The organism is Enterococcus pernyi (genome assembly GCF_045371165.1).
Taxonomy (GTDB): Bacteria; Bacillota; Bacilli; order Lactobacillales; family Enterococcaceae; genus Enterococcus_B; species Enterococcus_B pernyi.
In genome coordinates this window covers 45,587-63,389 of record NZ_JBIQDM010000014.1, presented here as the reverse complement: position 1 = coordinate 63,389, position 17,803 = coordinate 45,587, and the positions used below count along the sequence as shown (strand labels likewise).

Sequence of the window (17,803 nt, the reverse complement as noted above, 5' to 3'; positions counted from 1 at the left end):
TTATATACATATAAAAATGAGGAGGATAAAACTAAATCTAGTTTGAGCGTTAGTAGGAGTGGTTGGAAATGTTCCATGCAGTAAAAATGAAAAATGTGATAAAGAAAGAAGGGAACTTAAGATGTGGAGAGAAAAGCAATTTAGTAAAGTAATCGATTTGATTAGTGTTATAGCAATCACTCTGATATTGATATTTTTCATGCCAACTAAAATTGTAGAAGCGCAACCGCTAGTAGAAGCAGATGATTCTGCCGTTCTTGTAAAAGAAGAAGGAGGTAGTGTAGTAGAATTTGACTTATCAAAAAACATGGTACAGACTAAAGAAATACATTTGGCAAGTGGTACAACAGCGAAAATTGTTGCTGAACCAGTGTTTGATAACCATTTACGTTTAGGTAATGGAGTATGGAATATCTATTATTATTCAGTAATTTTTAATTGCGGCTTTAATATTAGAGTAAGTAGTAATAGTATTAGTAGTGCTTATGATCCTTGGTACTATCATGTGGGGGTTAGTGTGAAATCTAGTTCATTGAAAAGAGATAGCACAAAACAAGCAACTTATTATTTCGAGTTTGGAACTCCGATATGGGATTTTGGCGGATGGAGTGGCTGGTTAAGAGCATCAATTAATAGCTCAAATAATTTGGTCGTAACTGTTAAATAGGATGGGGGCCCTAGGAATAATAATAGCCATCATCAGTTTTATTTTGGCAGTAGGCGTAACAATATTGATCATTCGTATGTTAAAACAGTATTTCACCAAATCATAGCTCAAATGTGATCAAGTGAGGGTCATTAAGAAAATGGGATTCTAATTGGTCGTTAGGTTCTGCTAAAAAAATCAAAAACCTCTTTATCTTCTCAGTTTTATCACCCTAGAAGATAAGGAGATTTTTATTAGTTGTGGCGTTTCTTTTTTTCGATACAATACAAGATCGGAGGATTATTTTTTTGATTGATAAATTGATAATTCAAAACATTGAATTGTTCTTGAGGCAATGCTTGGCAAAAGTTTTGTACCATATCTAGTTCTGCTTCGCCACCTTGATGACCATAATAAACGACGATGATCATGCGACCTTGTGGAACTAAACGTTTCAAGATTTCTTCCATCGCTGTTTTTGTCGTTTCAGGTAGCGTGATGACGGATTTATCACTTTTGGGTAAATAGCCTAAGTTGAAGATACCAGCTTTGATCGGTTGTTGTTCAGCAATGACCGCACCAATGGTCTCATGTCCTTGTAAAAACAGTGTCGTCCGCTCCAATAAGCCATTCTCTGACAATCTTTGTTGCGTGGACTCCAATGCTTGTTGTTGAATATCAAAACTATATACTTGACCAGTTTTTCCGACTTTTTCTGCAAGAAATAAAGTGTCATGCCCATTGCCCATCGTGGCATCAATCACATAATCTCCAGGTTGGATGATTTCCTCCAATAGCGTATGACTATAATGAAGTGCCGTTTTCAACATCCGCTTTTGACTCCTTCTCGAATATTGTACTTTCCTTGATAACTATTGCGACGAATCATTTCTTCATCGATCGCATTCAAGACTTCCCATTTTTTCAAACTCCACATCGGACCGACCAATGAATCCCAAGGCGCATCACCAGTTAAACGATGGATGATGATCTCTTGTGGGATCATTTCTAATTGGTCACAAATGACAGATACATAATCGGCTCGACTCATCAATTGCAGTCTGCCCTCGTGATAGTCACGTAACATCTTTGTTTTACGCATCAAGTGCATCAAATGTAGTTTGATTCCTTGGATATCAGAATCTAAGATCGTGCGACGAACATTTTCCCGCATCATATCCAATGATTCTCCTGGCAATCCGTTGATCAGATGCGTACATACACGTATGTCGTGCTTCCGTAATTTCGCAACACCGTCTAGATATGTTTGATAATCATGTGCCCGATTGATCAGGACAGAGGTTTCTTCATAAGTCGTTTGTAAGCCTAATTCTACCCATAAGTATAAACGTTGATTCAATTCAGCTAAGTAATCCACGACTTCATCAGGTAAGCAATCTGGTCTGGTACCAATTGATAAACCAACGACACCTGGTAGGTTGATGACCTGTTCAAATCGTTCACGAATGATTTCGACAGGCGCATGGGTATTCGTGAAATTTTGAAAGTAAACGATGTATTGATTCACTTGTGGCCATTTTTTGTGCATCATATCGATTTCTTTTTGAAACTGGATCGGTAGTGGCTCCTCAGGAGCAACGATCATATCACCAGAGCCAGAAACACTACAAAATGTACAACCACCGTGGGCAACTGTTCCGTCACGATTGGGACAATCAAAGCCACCATCGATCGGTACTTTAAAAATTTTTCCACCAAATTCATGGCGTAACGCATAATTCCAAGAATGGTAACGTTTATTTCCTTCAGCATAAGGAAATTCCATTAAAATCCCCTCTTCCTATTTGATTGTGTAAATGGCAAGCGTTGTTGGATATACCAAGGATAAGTCAAGCATAACCAAAACAGGCTCAAGCTATAACCACCGAGGATATCACTAGGATAATGGACACCCAGATAGACACGACTAGCACCAATACTCAGAATCAGTAAACCTAACAATACTTGGATCATCCATGCCCATTCTCTCGTCTTGATCAAGGATGGCATCAAAAAAATCAGTGTGCCATACAAGATCATACTCGTTGCGGCATGTCCGCTGGGAAAACTATACGTCGTTTCGACAACTAAATGTTGAAGACTTGGACGGTCACGCATCACTAAAAGCTTGATCAGTGGATTTAAGATCCCAGCAATTAGCACAAAATTGAGGGTAAACCAATAAAGTTCTTTTCTTTTTTTCTTGAACCATAACCAAAGAGCAACTAATCCAAATACTAAAATGACAGTTATTGCATTTCCCAATGTCGTGATCAACCGCTGAAATGGATTCCAATCAGGATAAGGAATACGAATCCAATGGGTCAGCGTTTGGTCAAAACTAGACAATAGATCCACACGAAATAAGACAAGTAGACTCAACGCTAGAAAAAGCAAGAAGCAACTTGCGGCTGAGATTTGGAAGATTCTTTTATTTTTCATTTAACTCCTCCTTCATGCTCAATCATTATAGCATTTATTATAAAAACGAAAAACAAGAGTTTTCTATTCCTGTTCACTTGGATCAATGAATAAAAATATATTGTTATGCAAGTTGTAATGTAATAGCAACCCTCAAGTAATATAACCGACATATTTAATTTAAAAAATAGGTGGTCATATATAATTTAATAACTCGGAATCGTTTGATTAAAGGGTTAACAAAAGCGTCAAATCAAAAAATTACGAAAGATTACATAAAGATTACAAAACAACGTAATAGTCTTAAATAACTTTTAATAAATATTAAGAGAAGTTATAATTATTGATAAGGCTAGATAAAAGTAATTAAATATGGGGGATAGTATATGCAAAAGGAATTAGTAGGACGAAAAGAACGCAGACGTCTGGAACAAGCAAAGCGTTACCGTAAAGCAAAGCGAAGTGCGGCAATCGTCGGAACCGCAATGGTGGGCTGTTCAGCTGTAGCACCAGTATTACAATCAGTCGCTGTCAATGCGGATGAAACACCGATCCAAATGAACTCTCGGATCAATACCGCTGCATTTATCACAGAAATTGCAACATTTGCACAACCAATCGCAAACGCGAATGATTTGTATGCTTCAGTAATGATCGCTCAAGCAGTCGTCGAAAGTGGTTGGGGTGGCAGTACATTATCACGTGCACCGTATCATAACTTATTTGGGATCAAAGGAAGCTACCAAGGACAAACTGTTTATATGGACACGCTTGAATTCTTGAACAACCAATGGGTGACGAAAAAAGAACCTTTCCGTCAATATCCTTCTTTCGCAGAGTCTTTTAGTGACAATGCCTATGTACTTAGAAATACTTCATTTGGTAATGGCTACTACTATGCAGGTGCTTGGAAGAGTAATACTCGTTCTTATATGGATGCTACTGCCCATTTGACAGGACGCTATGCAACGGACCCAAGTTATGCAACAAAATTAAACAATCTTATCATGACGTATGGCTTGACTAAATATGACACACCAGCAACTGGAAATGCAGGCGGTGGTGCGACGACTGGCGGCGGCAATACGATTAATACAGGTAACACAGGAAGTACAAATACAGGAAGCGCGAATACAGGAAATACTGGTGGAAGTACGACTACTGGTTCAACGACGTACACAGTAAAATCTGGTGATTCTGTTTGGGGCATCTCAAATGCTCATGGCATCTCAATGGCACAATTGATTGAATGGAATAATATTAAAAATAATTTTGTTTATCCAGGACAAAAATTGACGATCAAAGGTGGTACAGCTGGCGGATCTTCAACAACAAATTCAGGAAACAATACAGCTTCTGCAGGTAGCAGTTCTGCTGGAACAACAACAAACAATTCGTCCGGTACGCGTTATACAGTCAAAGCAGGTGACTCTGTTTGGGGTATCTCGAATGCTCACGGCATCTCAATGGCACAATTGATTCAATGGAATAATATCAAGAATAATTTTGTTTATCCAGGACAAAGCTTGATCGTTTCTAATGGTGGGTCTGCTTCTGTAAATACACCATCGACACCAAGCACAACACCATCAACACCATCAACACCAAGTACAGGTGCTTCAGTTTCTGGTGCAAAATATACGGTCAAAGCAGGTGATTCTGTCTGGGGTGTCTCTCATGCCCACGGTATCTCAATGGCCCAGTTGATCCAATGGAACAACATCAAGAACAACTTTATTTACCCAGGACAACAGTTGGTTGTTTCAAATGGTGGCGCATCAAGCACTGTATCAACGAGTCCAGCACCTTCAACAACGACGAATAATCCAACGACTTCAAACACAGCAAGCCAAGGATCAGGCACCTACACGGTCAAAGCAGGTGAATCGGTGTGGAGCGTCGCAAATAAAAATGGGATCTCGATGAACCAATTGATCGAATGGAACAATATCAAAAATAACTTCATCTATCCAGGTCAAAAACTGATCGTAAAAGGTGGTAGTACAGCAGCACCAACATCTACACCGACAACAACGCCGGCAGCTGCGCCAAGCACACCGAATACGTCAGCAGCAACGAACACATCAACCTCTGGTGATACGATCTATACGGTCAAAGCAGGTGAATCTGTTTGGGGTGTAGCTGATAAACACGGCATCACGATGGATCAACTGATTGAATGGAACAATATCAAAAATAATTTCATTTATCCAGGCCAAAAAGTGGTCGTGAAAAAAGGAAATACAACAGCAGCACCTACGTCTAATGATGGCAAACGTTACACGGTCAAAGCAGGTGAATCCGTTTGGGGTGTAGCTGATAGCCATGGCATCTCAATGGCGCAATTGATCGAGTGGAACAACATCAAAAATAACTTTATCTACCCAGGACAAAGTTTGATCGTTGCAAAATAATCGATCTGACTGAAATAATAGTTGATTGATTCAATAATATTTGTTACTATGAAGCTACTAAAAATTTAGTTGATCAACGTTTGAAAAGGAAGTAGTAAAAAGTCGAAAGTTTTAGAGAGCACATGGTTGGTGAAAATGTGTACGGACGCTTTTGAACTCGCCTTTGAGTTGCACCTGCTGAACAGTTCTCACAGTAAGCAGAGGCGGTGACGACCGTTACAACGTTCAAGGCCTTGTTTAGTAAGGCAAAATTAGGTGGTACCACGTAGATTACGTCCTATAAAAAGAGCAATCTTTTTATAGGATTTTTTTGTTTTTCAAGGCCAGATGCTAAAAGAAAAACAGATCATTACATCAAAATAGGGGGTTCAAGATGAGCTATAATCACAAAGAAATTGAAAAAAAATGGCAAAAATATTGGGCAAAAAATAACACCTTCAATACGCATGATGAACCAGGCAAACCAAAATTCTATGCGTTGGATATGTTTCCATATCCATCAGGACAAGGTCTACATGTTGGGCATCCAGAAGGCTATACTGCAACAGATATCTTAGCACGTTTCAAACGTAGTCAAGGTTTCAACGTGTTACATCCAATGGGGTGGGATGCATTTGGACTACCAGCAGAACAATACGCATTGGATACAGGGAATGACCCTGCAGAATTTACACAAAAAAATATTGAAACCTTCCGTCGCCAAATCAATTCACTTGGTTTTAGTTACGATTGGAATCGTGAAGTCAACACAACAGACCCTGAGTACTACAAATGGACACAATGGATCTTTACTAAATTATATGAAAAAGGGTTAGCCTATGAAGCAGAAGTAGCAGTGAACTGGGTACCTGAACTAGGTACAGTGATCTCAAACGAAGAAGTGATCGACGGCAAAAGTGAACGTGGTGGCTATGATGTCATCCGCAAACCAATGCGTCAATGGATGCTGAAAATCACCGCATATGCAGATCGTTTGATCGATGACCTCGAGCTTGTGGATTGGCCCGAAAGCATCAAAGAAATGCAACGTAATTGGATCGGACGTTCAGTCGGAGCAAATGTCACGTTTAAAGTGGCGGGCACAGATAAAGAATATACGGTCTTTACTACACGTCCAGATACGTTATTTGGAGCAACCTACTCTGTGCTAGCACCAGAGCTAGACTTAGTTCGTGAGATCACAACTCCAGAACAAAAAGAAGCAGTCGAAGCGTATATCGCAGAAACAGCGAAAAAATCAGATCTGAAACGAACAGATCTTGCTAAAGAAAAAACCGGCGTATTTACAGGGGCGTATGCGATCAACCCAGTAAATGGCAAGGAAATCCCTATCTGGATCGCTGATTATGTGTTAGCTTCTTATGGAACAGGTGCGATCATGGCAGTACCGGCACATGATGAACGTGATTACGAGTTTGCACAAACGTTTGATCTAGAAATCTTACCAGTCATCGAAGGTGGCGATACTTCAACAGCTGCCTACACAGAAGATGGTGTGCATATCAATTCTGATTTCTTGAACGGATTGAACAAAGAAGAAGCCATCGAGGCGATGAATCAATGGTTGGAAGAACATGGCGTTGGGAAAAAAGAAGTCAGCTATCGCTTGCGTGATTGGTTATTTTCTCGTCAACGTTATTGGGGAGAACCAATCCCGATCATCCATTGGGAAGACGGCACAGTGACAACAGTAGCAGAAGAAGAATTACCACTACGTTTACCAAAAACAAGCAATATCCAACCAAGTGGCACAGGGGAGTCACCATTAGCAAACATTGACGAGTGGGTCAATGTCGTTGATCCTGAAACAGGTAAAAAAGGCCGTCGTGAAACGAATACGATGCCACAATGGGCAGGAAGCTCATGGTATTACCTACGCTATATCGATCCACATAATAAAAAAGAATTAGCTAACTATGAAAAACTAGAACGATGGTTACCAGTAGATATTTATATCGGTGGGGCAGAACATGCGGTACTTCACCTATTGTATGCTCGCTTCTGGCATAAATTCCTTTACGATATTGGCGTGGTACCAACAAAAGAGCCTTTTGAAAAATTGTTCAATCAAGGAATGATCCTTGGAGAAAACAACGAAAAAATGTCTAAATCTCGTGGTAATGTCGTCAATCCTGACGATGTCGTGGAAGCATATGGTGCGGATACGTTACGTCTTTATGAAATGTTCATGGGACCATTAGACGCATCAATTGCTTGGAGTGAAAATGGCTTAGAGGGTAGCCGTAAATTCTTAGATCGTGTTTGGCGTTTGATCGTGGATGAAAATAATAAAATGCGTGATCGCATCACGACACTGAATGACGGTAAACTGGACAAAGTATATCATCAAACAGTTAAAAAAGTCACAGAAGATTACGAAAATCTACATTTCAATACAGCGATTTCTCAATTGATGGTCTTTGTCAATGAAGCATATAAAGTCGATGCCTTACCTTATGAATATATTGAAGGATTCGTACAATTACTTGCGCCGATCGCGCCACATATCGGTGAAGAGCTATGGGCGATCCTAGGCAATGAACAAGATCTTTCTTATGCACCATGGCCGACTTATGATGAAACTGCTTTGATTGAAGATGAAGTAGAAGTCGTCTTCCAAATCAATGGAAAAGTTCGTGCAAAAGCCAGTGTCGCACGTGACTTATCAAAAGAAGAACTAGAAAAAACAGCGATGGACGATGAGAGTATCAACGAACAACTAGAAGGAAAAACAATCAGAAAAGTGATCGTGGTTCCCAATAAATTAGTCAACATCGTCGCAAATTAACAATTAAATACCAATAGAAAAAAATAAAAACGAGATGCCACATTCTCATGGAAATCATTTGGATTTCATGAGAATGTGGTTTTTTTTATAAATTTCCATCGGAGGGAAATTTTATTATCAGTGATGATTTCATATTTTTACTCTATATAATAGTTATCCCTTTTTGTTCAAGGAATAGTAATTAATCTAGTGTAGACAAGTAAAAGGTAAAGTCGAAAAAAATAGTTATCAACTGGGGTTCACGTCTTGGGTGTTTTTTTACCTTGCTAACGGTAAAAAAAGATTTTATTAGTATTTTGAAATTATAGATAATATCTATAGGATGTGTATATTTTTTTACTTTGTAGAGAGGAGTGGATGATTGATTTCATATAAATGATCTTGCTTTTGCTAGCAATATTTTTTGTGAAGGGGCCTGAGCTAACTACATATCTTTTTCTACAGCTGTACTTTGCAGAGAATTTATAATCAAGCAGTTTGTTTTAGACGATTATTTATAACGTTCTTTTTATCCAAAAAGATCGATGATGAAATGTATTGTCAAAAAATAAGAGAGAGGAGAGAAACTTTGAAAGCAAAAAAAATAAGGATTATCGCTGCATCGTTTCTGTTGTTTCAACATGTGTTGATGCCTTCAGTAGTAATGGCTATAGAAAATGAACCGACAGCTAGTGCAGAGATTACACAAGAACAACCAGAAAGCGACTTGTCTGGAGCAACAACCGAAATGGTCGAAGAACAAGAATCAATGATTCACGAAGAGCTACCAGAAGTACCGAAGGAACCTGAACCACAAGCAGAAGTGACAGAGGAGTCCCTAGAGACAGTGGAACCACAAGCAGTGCCTCCACTTGATGAAAGTCTTTTATCTGGCTATTTGGGGCGATTGAATTTGTCTACAGAAAATGTTAGAGAGTTGACTAATCACGGTAGAAGTTCATATCTAGAAAATATCTTACAAAATGCAATTAATCGAACAATCGATTTAAATACAGCTGCAGGTTCATCCACAACATTCGCAGTTACTGTACCGACTCACTCTTTAGTTGAAAGAATCAACGGCAGTAATGGATGGATTTCGTCAATTGCGACTGACAGTCCTGCAGGAATGCCGGACGAATTTTACACACAGATGTACTACGGCAATCATTCGACCCACCAAAATACTTATAATTTGAATAATATAGTATCAAGTAATTCAGCTATTGAGGTTTCTGCAACAGTGACAAAGAATGCTAACTATACTGCAACCATCAATTTCACAGTTACACGAACACAAACAGGGAATACAGCGATATCATTAGATATTCGTGGAAATGTAGCGCTAGGTTCAACGGTTGTCGCAACGCAGTTTCCGAATATTGCTACACCAAGGAAAGTGATGGAGCTCAATTATACAGGGGAAACAATTGGACACTTGACTATCAATCCGGTTGCTTCAGTGGGTGTTTATGAAAATGTGACTGTTCAGGCGACGAGAAGTCAGAGTCTTCCTCAATCAGTCATTCAAGGCTGGTTCCATACATTACCGAGTACAGGTAGTTGGAGTTATTCCACGGTTAGTTTGGGAGGCGGCTGGTATCCTGGTTACAGTAATAGAATACCAGTGTATCTTCAGGATAACAATTCAACTGCAAACCCTAGACAATTTTGGACAAATGTGACGGTTGTTGATACCGAAGCTCCTACTGGAACAGCAAAAACGACGTGGACGTCCATTCAAGCGAATCGACATCGCGATTTCACTCAAGAAGAGCTCCGATCTGCAATAAATACACTTAGTGATAATTGGACATATTCAGAAAACATAAAGGTGACTTATGAACGGAACTTATCCGAGTTAAGACCAGGTACATCTTATCAAACTGGCTTTACCATTACGGATGAATCGTTAAATGCTGGCTATGTTTCACCAACAAGAATTTCTATTGTTGATACATTAGCCCCAACAGGAACAGTGCAAACAGAGACAATCGATCTTTCTGAAGTGACAACAGAGATTCCTTCGCGAACAGATCTCATGCAGTTTTTAAATGATGATCTTGATGATAACTGGACCTTACCAGAAAATATCATTATTCAACTCGTTGACGAAAATGGTACAGTGATAAACTTACAAAATTTAGAATCATCAGATGCTATCCAGACAGGTTATATTCGTTTAGAAGATGAGCGAGGAAATCAATCAAACTTACAAGAAGTCAAATTTACACTAGATAACGAAGGACCGACAGGAAATGTCGTAACCCAACCTGTCGATTTCCAAGCACGAAGAAAAGATGAATTGACGAGAGACGATCTATTACAGTTCTTTACTGAAGATCCATTGGATAATACGACGGCCTCAGATCAAATCGATCTTTCTTTGCGGAATGATTTAGGAGAAATTGTGAGTGTTGTCAATGTCGCACCTTCGATGACCGTCTATGATGCAAAAGTCCGTTTACAAGATATCCGAGGCAATCAGACGGAATATCCTGTGAACTATCGAGTGATCGATACGCAAGCGCCGACAGGAAGCGTCAAAGGAACTTGGACCGTTTTTGAGGCCGATCGTTATCGAGATTTTACTCAAGAAGAGTTGCGTTCCTTGATCAATAATTTAGCGGACAATTGGTCAGAGTTAGAAAATATTCAGTTAGAAAATCACCGACACTTGTTTGATTTATCTCCTAATTCAACGAATTCATATCATCCGACGGACATCACTGCAACCGATGAAGCTGGGAATGAATATGTCTTTAAAAATACCATGACACGGATAGTGGATACTACCGCTCCAACAGCCAATTTTAAAAATGAAGTCATCGACTTTTCGAGTCATACAGCTAATACTTTTTCACGAACAGACTTGTTGCAGTTCTTAAATGGAGATCCTAGTGATAACTGGACATTGCCACAGAATATTGTCATTGAATTAGTGGATAGTGAAGGCAACGAGTTTGAGTTAGATGATTTAGAATTCAAGGAATATATCGGTTACATCCGGTTGACGGATGGACATGGGAATCAGTCAAGTCCTCACGAAGTCAAATTCAAAGCAGGAGACAACGAAGGACCGACAGGAAATGTCGTAACCCAACCTGTCGATTTCCAAGCACGAAGAAAAGATGAATTGACGAGAGACGATCTATTACAGTTCTTTACTGAAGATCCATTGGATAATACGACGGCCTCAGATCAAATCGATCTTTCTTTGCGGAATGATTTAGGAGAAATTGTGAGTGTTGTCAATGTCGCACCTTCGATGACCGTCTATGATGCAAAAGTCCGTTTACAAGATATCCGAGGCAATCAGACGGAATATCCTGTGAACTATCGAGTGATCGATACGCAAGCGCCGACAGGAAGCGTCAAAGGAACTTGGACCGTTTTTGAGGCCGATCGTTATCGAGATTTTACTCAAGAAGAGTTGCGTTCCTTGATCAATGATTTAGCGGACAATTGGTCAGAGTTAGAAAATATTCAATTGAAAAGTCAGTATCCCTTGTATAGTTTAGAGCCGAATACTGAATACAATACCTATTACATGGATCTCACAGCAACCGATGAAGCTGGGAATGAATATGTCTTTAAAAATATCATGCCACGGATACTAGATACCACAGCACCCGACGGAACATTAAAAGATCCATTGGTGTTCACAAAAGGACAAACAGTACCAGATGCTCGTGAATTTCTAGATGGGGATCCAACGGATAACTGGTCATTGTCACCAGATATTCAAGTCGAAGTTGCGTATGAAAATAATGTCGCATTTGCGGATTTAGCGGTAGGCGATCATGGTGTAACGATCACCTTAACAGACCAAGCGGGCAATGTTCGGACACTGAACAGTCAAGTCACGATTCTAGAAGATACGTCCGAGTACATTGATGTGACGATTCCTGTGAACGTATCCTTTGCAGAAAGTAAAGAAAGCAATGGTATCGTCTCACCAACATATCAGATCCAAAACAATGCGGAACGAGCGGTCCAAGTGTCAGTGAGTTCGGTCGTTAGTCAATCCGCTACGGAAAAACTAACAGAAATCGATCTTGGGGTAAAAAACAATTTGAATGACAATCAAGTCATGTTGATCTCATCAGGAAAAAACCTCAATAACCGCAGAGAATTAGGAACGATCGAAGGGCATAGTGCTTCTTTCTCCTTCTCATTATTTGGCACAGTTGGTGAAAACTTTGATTTTGAAGGCTTGGATGATCCCTTGAATCCAATCTACAGTATGCGTTTGAATTTCCATGCGCAGTAATTGATAAGAAGAAGTTGCACAACTGTGTGACTTCTTTTTTGTACGTAATCTTATAACTATTTTCCTAAGCGATACGGAAAAATCTATTTTGAAAAGAAAGCGATTTCATTTTATAGTGAATATAAGAAATCCAATTAAAAAATTAGAGGAGTGATCGTAATGAAAAAAGCATTGATTATTTGTGCCGCAGGAATGTCTTCTTCGATGATGGCATCAAAAACAACAGAATATTTTAAAGGAAAAGGGGAAGAAGTATTTGTTGATGCGGTTTCTGCAACTGAAGGGGACAACCAAATCAAGACAAGTGATTTCGATTTGTTCTTGATCAGTCCTCAAACAACAATGTACTTGGATAAATTTGTTAAACTAGGAAAAACAGTAGGGAAACCGGTCGTAAGTATACCATTCCAAGCGTATGTTCCTATCCCTACAGGTATCCAAAAATTAGCGGAGCTGATTGAGGAAAATATATAGACGAATAGGGGAAGATAATAATGAAACAAACAGAAAAAGAGTTATTGCGGCAATTGATTGATCATCAAGGAGAATACCTCACGAGCCAGTACCTCGCTTCTGAATTATTATTATCTGACCGTACGATTCGCAACTATTTAAAAACATTGAATGAAGTGATCGAAAACAATGGCGGAAGACTCATCGCCAAGCAAGGGCAAGGGTATCAACTAGAGATCATCAACAAGCTTGCTTTTGCCCTGTTTTTAAAGCAACGAGAAGTAACTGTCGAATATGGTGATCAGGTGACTGAGTTTTATGGTTCAGAAGATCGAAAAAAGTACATTTTAAATAAACTACTTTTGGAAGATCGCGCAATCGTGATCGATGATTTGGCAGAAGAGTTATATATCAGCCGTTCGAGTTTAGTGAATGATATCCAAGAAATCAAAGAGAAGATCGCCGAATATTCGTTGAAAATTGTGTCGAAACATAAGCAGGGAATGTGGATCGAGGGTCAAGAACAGGACAAGCGACATGTGATCATGGATACCTTTTTTGGAAATAAGTATACTAATTCTTTAAAAGAATATCTCGGTAACAGTCAATTTTTCAAGGAAATCAATTTTGAAGAATTAGTGATCGTCATCTTGGACGAGATTCGTGAATCCAAATTGAAGGTGTCCGATTTTGTGATACAAAATTTAGCGTTACATTTAGCATTGGCAATCAAGCGAATGCGAGCTGGTTTTGAGATACAAGTACCTGAAATCACTGGAGAAGAAATCCATGAGACCGAATATCAAGCAGCTAAGAAGATAACCAGACGGATCGAGTCTATAATGAATGTTCGTTTCCCAAAAGATGAAATTGCTTATTTAGCGTTACATTTGATGGCTAAATCGAATCAAAATCATAAAAGGGAGAATCAGAAGTTAGTGACAGAGTTAATGTCAGTTCTTAAAGAGTTAGCTCAGGTTCTGGGGCAGTCCATCGTCGAGGATTATCAATTCAGGAATGGCTTACTCAATCATTTAGAACCGATGCTGGTTCGCTTAGAGCGAGGAATCGCTCTGGAAAATCCTTTAACAAAAGAAATCAAAAAAGAAGATCCGAGAGCATTTGAATTAACCAAATACTATTTTGGTCAAATGCCTTCGCTGAAAGGTTATAAAATCAATGAGGATGAATGGGCGTATTTAGCGCTTCATTTAATGGCAGCAATTGAAAAAAATAAGGTAGATTGTAAACTACAGGCATTGATCATTTGTGCGACTGGCTATGGAAGTGCGCAATTGCTAAAAAATCGAGTGTTGAGTGAATTTGGAAAAAATATTGCAGTGAATCAAGTGAAAGGCTATTACGAAATCGATGAACAGTCGTTAGAAAATGTTGATTTGATCATTTCTTCCATTGATTTATCAACGATGTTTTTCAAAGTCCCTGTTCTTCATGTCAGTGTTTTCTTGAATGATCAAGATGTTCAAAAAATCCGTAAAGTGATTGAAGAACATCGCCCAAGTTGTTTCGTGAAGCCCCAAGAATCTGTCTCACTCATGAAAGAAAAGAGGGCATTTTACGAAGAGCAGATTTCAAAAAAATGGTTTAAAGTCTATTCTTCAGCACCAACAAAAGATCAAGTGATCGCTGAATTGTTGGCACTTTTACAAGAAGATGAAACGGAGAATTATACGTCTGAGATGTCTCACCAAATCGAACGTCGTGAGAAAATGGGGCAAATCATTTTCAGTGAACAAGTAGTTGTCCCGCATCCAGCGATCCCAGTGGGGGTTACTGCTAAAATTGCAGTGGGGATCATTCCTGATGGGATGGCATGGGATGAACAAGGGGCGCTCCATTTTGTCTTTCTAGTCTCTCCTTCTTGTATCGAGAATGAAGGAATCACTGTTGTAACGAAGGCAATCGTAAAATTTATTGATCGATTGGATCTACAGCAGCTGATTTTAGCTGAACCAACGTTTGAAAACTTTAATCAACAATTTATGAAAATGATTTACTAAGGAGGCGTCTTGATGACGGAGAAAATGACGAGTGAAGAGCTCCAAGTGACCGCATTTGATATTATTTTTCACAGTGGCAATGCACGAACATTGATCCACGAGGCATTTGCTTTGTTACGAGCAGAAAGCTTCACAGAAGCTGAAGGAAAGCTAAATGAAGCGAATCAGGAGATTTTGGAAGCCCATAGGTCACAAACGCATTTATTGAAAGAATATGCAAGTGGGCAAAAGATCGAAATGGAAATCATCATGGTCCATGCGCAAGATCATCTGATGACGACGATGACTTTGTTGGAAGTGGCAAAAGAGATGAGTTACTTATATCAAAAATAAACAAGAACGGAGGTGGGAAAATGAGTGAAGCTGAGAAAAAACAACGGGAGTTAGAGAAAAACGCATTTAGTTTGAAAGTCTTATATTTTAATCGCTATCTGATTATTCGCTATTTGACAGCTGGTTTCTTTTTTACCAATCTTTACTGGCTGGTTTCCTTACTCCTTGCGAGTAGCAAGATGTTTTGGGTACCATTAGGGCTATTATTCTTTCTTTTACCAGTCGTCGCAGAACAAGTGGCACTCTATCGTACACATAAAAATAATGCAACGGTTACTCGAAATTATTTCCGATTGCAAGCGGTAACCAATGTATTTCTCCTATTAGCAGTATTTTCACCAGGATATTCTCAATTGTTTCCTTTTATGGCGGATGGTTCAAATGGACAAGCATTGATTCTGTTTGTGATTGCTAGTGGGCTACTGATCTGTCTGTTTTGTCAGCGACGCTTGAATAAAATCCATGCAAATACGGATCGTCACTATCAACGAATCAAAGAGTATGAACGTGTAGTACATTTTGGAAAGGGGAGTAAATAGATGTTTGATTTTCTACAGAAATATTTGATGGGACCGATGGGGAAAGTGGCACAATTCAAGATCGTACGCGCAGTAATGGCTGCTGGGATGGCGTCGATTCCTTTTACGATCGTAGGTTCGATGTTTTTAGTTTTGAATATTTTACCGTTACCATTTCCGTTTTTAGAAGGATTTTTCAATGCAACTTTCTTTAAAGTCAGCGACTTGTATATGATCGTCAATACGATGACGATGGGGATATTATCTATTTATTTTGCTATTGTATTTGCTTATGAATTAACGTCGATCGAAAGAGATGAACAAGCACTGAATGTCAATCCTTTAACTGGCGCGCTATTATCTGTTTTTGCTTTCTTCATGTGTATTCCAGAGTTGATCATTTCAGACGGAAAAATCAGCTTGATCTCTAGTATGACCGATGCAGAAACTGTGGTTAGTGGGGTACGTATGGGCGCATTTGTCGAACGTCTGGGTACGTCAGGCATTTTTACCGCCATCATCATGTCTTACATTGCAGTTGAGTTGTATTGTATGTGTGTAAAACGCAACTGGGTCATCAAGATGCCAGATGTTGTACCACCTGGGGTTTCACGTTCCTTTACCGCATTGATCCCAACGTTTGTGATTGCCTTTGTGGTGATGCTTGTCAATGGCACATTAGTTGCGTTAGGAACAGATATTTTCAAAATGATCGCTATTCCATTTGGATTTGTAACAGAATTAACGAATACGTGGATAGGGATCATGATCATTTATTTCTTGATCCACGCATTATGGATCGTAGGGATTCATGGGGCGAACATTATTACCTCATTCTTGACACCAATCGTTTTAGCGAACATGGCAGCGAATGCCCAAGGTGCAAATTATCCTTTAGCCGGCGAATTTAATAACTCTTATGTAACAGTTGGTGGTTCTGGGGCGACATTAGGATTAATTATCTTTATTGCTTTTATGGCAAAATCCGATCAGTTAAAAGTATTAGGAAAAGCTTCATTAGTACCAGGGATTTTCAATATCAATGAACCAATCATTTTCGGGATGCCGATCGTTTATAATCCTTACCTGGCAGTACCGTTTTTCTTAGCACCGATGGCATCCGCATCATTAGCATACTTTGCCATCAAACTAGAAATTGTTCGACCAATGTTAGCCCAAATGCCTTGGCCTTCACCGGTAGGGATCGGCGCCTTTGTTGGTAGTGGAGGTGATTGGAAAGCCGCTGTCTTAGCCGTCTTATGTGCGATTCTCGGCTTTATCATCTGGTTGCCATTCATCAAGTTTTATGACAATAAATTATTGACTGAAGAACAAGAAAAAGCCGCAGAATTAGCAAGAGAAGGTTCAGTGGCATAGTGATTCAAAAGAAAACTCAGTTGCCATTCGTTAGAGATGGTAACTGAGTTTTTTAGTGAGTTGTTATGAAAAAAGAAAAGCCTATATATGTTGAATAATGAGAAAATTGGGGGAAGCTTGTAAAAATAACCTTGTATACAAAAAAATAGATATCTATTAGTCAATAGAACCTACGAAGTTACTTCTAGAGGGAGAACACGATCAAAGTAAGGCAAGGGAATATTAGAAAACAGTTGCTCCCCCTCTTAAAGAAAGCCACGATATTTCAATTGCCAAGATAGTCAAAAGTGCAACATTCTAAAAATAAGGGGAATAGCCTAGTTCATATATGGACAGTCATAAAAAGATGTAAAAATGGTCGATGGCAACTCAATGATGCTTGATATTTATATCAAATAACAGAAAAAAAAGGACAAATATGTGGGAAATCCTCCGTATACTAGACATAAGTATGAAATAAAGAGGTTTAGAAAAAGGAGGACAAGTAAAAGAAATGAAAGAAACAAATCCAATAAACAAATCCAATAAACAAAAAAACTTGAGTATCTATACAAGCAAAGCCGATGATTCGAAATGACAG

12 protein-coding genes and 1 other annotated feature are annotated in these 17,803 nt (G+C 39.0%); of the genes, 9 read left to right on the top strand and 3 right to left on the bottom strand.

Features of this window, described 5'->3' with window-relative positions; all coding sequences use genetic code 11:
* Positions 1-121 precede the first annotated feature (121 nt).
* Positions 122-667, top strand: a complete 546-nt coding sequence (locus tag ACH0AK_RS13520) for a DUF5626 family protein (protein ID WP_023520485.1) — start codon at positions 122-124, stop codon at positions 665-667.
* A 233-nt stretch (positions 668-900) separates the two neighbouring features.
* Here the strand turns inward: ACH0AK_RS13520 and mnmM are convergent, their stop codons facing one another.
* The 3 genes from mnmM to ACH0AK_RS13505 are packed head-to-tail and all read right to left on the bottom strand — an operon-like array spanning position 901 to position 3,088.
* Positions 901-1,476: a tRNA 5-(aminomethyl)-2-thiouridylate-methyltransferase MnmM gene (gene mnmM / locus ACH0AK_RS13515; protein ID WP_023520484.1), complete on the bottom strand. Its 576-nt coding sequence runs from the start codon at positions 1,474-1,476 to the stop codon at positions 901-903.
* On the bottom strand, positions 1,470-2,432 hold the full coding sequence (gene mnmL / locus ACH0AK_RS13510) for a tRNA modification radical SAM protein MnmL/YtqA (RefSeq protein WP_010734137.1): 963 nt from the start codon (positions 2,430-2,432) through the stop codon (positions 1,470-1,472). Before mnmL ends, mnmM begins: the two co-directional genes overlap by 7 nt.
* Entirely contained in the window at positions 2,432-3,088 is a 657-nt protein-coding gene (locus tag ACH0AK_RS13505) for a phosphatase PAP2 family protein (protein WP_010734138.1), read from the bottom strand. The genes mnmL and ACH0AK_RS13505 overlap by 1 nt, the downstream gene beginning before the upstream one ends.
* Before the next feature lie 365 nt (positions 3,089-3,453).
* On the opposite strand from ACH0AK_RS13505, the gene ACH0AK_RS13500 reads away from it, so the two are divergent.
* The 8 genes from ACH0AK_RS13500 to celB all read left to right on the top strand — a co-directional run bounded on the left by ACH0AK_RS13500 (position 3,454) and on the right by celB (position 17,223).
* Positions 3,454-5,481 carry a LysM peptidoglycan-binding domain-containing protein gene (locus ACH0AK_RS13500; RefSeq protein ID WP_023520483.1) on the top strand — a complete coding sequence of 676 codons (2,028 nt, stop codon included), beginning with the start codon at positions 3,454-3,456 and terminating at the stop codon, positions 5,479-5,481.
* 70 nt (positions 5,482-5,551) lie between these two features.
* Positions 5,552-5,764, top strand: a binding site (T-box leader).
* 90 nt (positions 5,765-5,854) lie between these two features.
* Positions 5,855-8,269 (top strand): leucine--tRNA ligase, encoded by a 2,415-nt coding sequence (gene leuS / locus ACH0AK_RS13495; protein WP_023520482.1) that lies wholly within the window; start codon positions 5,855-5,857, stop codon positions 8,267-8,269.
* Between the two features lie 568 nt (positions 8,270-8,837).
* The gene (locus ACH0AK_RS13490) at positions 8,838-12,521 is read left to right on the top strand and encodes a hypothetical protein (RefSeq protein WP_499796975.1); all 3,684 of its coding nucleotides are present in this window, start codon (positions 8,838-8,840) and stop codon (positions 12,519-12,521) included.
* Positions 12,522-12,680: 159 nt separating this feature from the next.
* Positions 12,681-12,995 carry a PTS cellobiose transporter subunit IIB gene (locus ACH0AK_RS13485; RefSeq protein ID WP_010734143.1) on the top strand — a complete coding sequence of 105 codons (315 nt, stop codon included), beginning with the start codon at positions 12,681-12,683 and terminating at the stop codon, positions 12,993-12,995.
* Between the two features lie 20 nt (positions 12,996-13,015).
* Positions 13,016-14,995, top strand: coding sequence for a BglG family transcription antiterminator (locus ACH0AK_RS13480; protein WP_010734144.1), 1,980 nt, complete (start codon positions 13,016-13,018; stop codon positions 14,993-14,995).
* Between the two features lie 12 nt (positions 14,996-15,007).
* Complete coding sequence (locus ACH0AK_RS13475; RefSeq protein WP_010734145.1) at positions 15,008-15,328, top strand: PTS cellobiose transporter subunit IIA; 321 nt, start codon at positions 15,008-15,010, stop codon at positions 15,326-15,328.
* Positions 15,329-15,348: 20 nt separating this feature from the next.
* The gene (locus tag ACH0AK_RS13470; protein ID WP_499796974.1) at positions 15,349-15,867 is read left to right on the top strand and encodes a hypothetical protein; all 519 of its coding nucleotides are present in this window, start codon (positions 15,349-15,351) and stop codon (positions 15,865-15,867) included.
* Positions 15,868-17,223 carry a PTS cellobiose transporter subunit IIC gene (gene celB / locus ACH0AK_RS13465; RefSeq protein WP_023520478.1) on the top strand — a complete coding sequence of 452 codons (1,356 nt, stop codon included), beginning with the start codon at positions 15,868-15,870 and terminating at the stop codon, positions 17,221-17,223.
* Positions 17,224-17,803 lie beyond the last annotated feature (580 nt).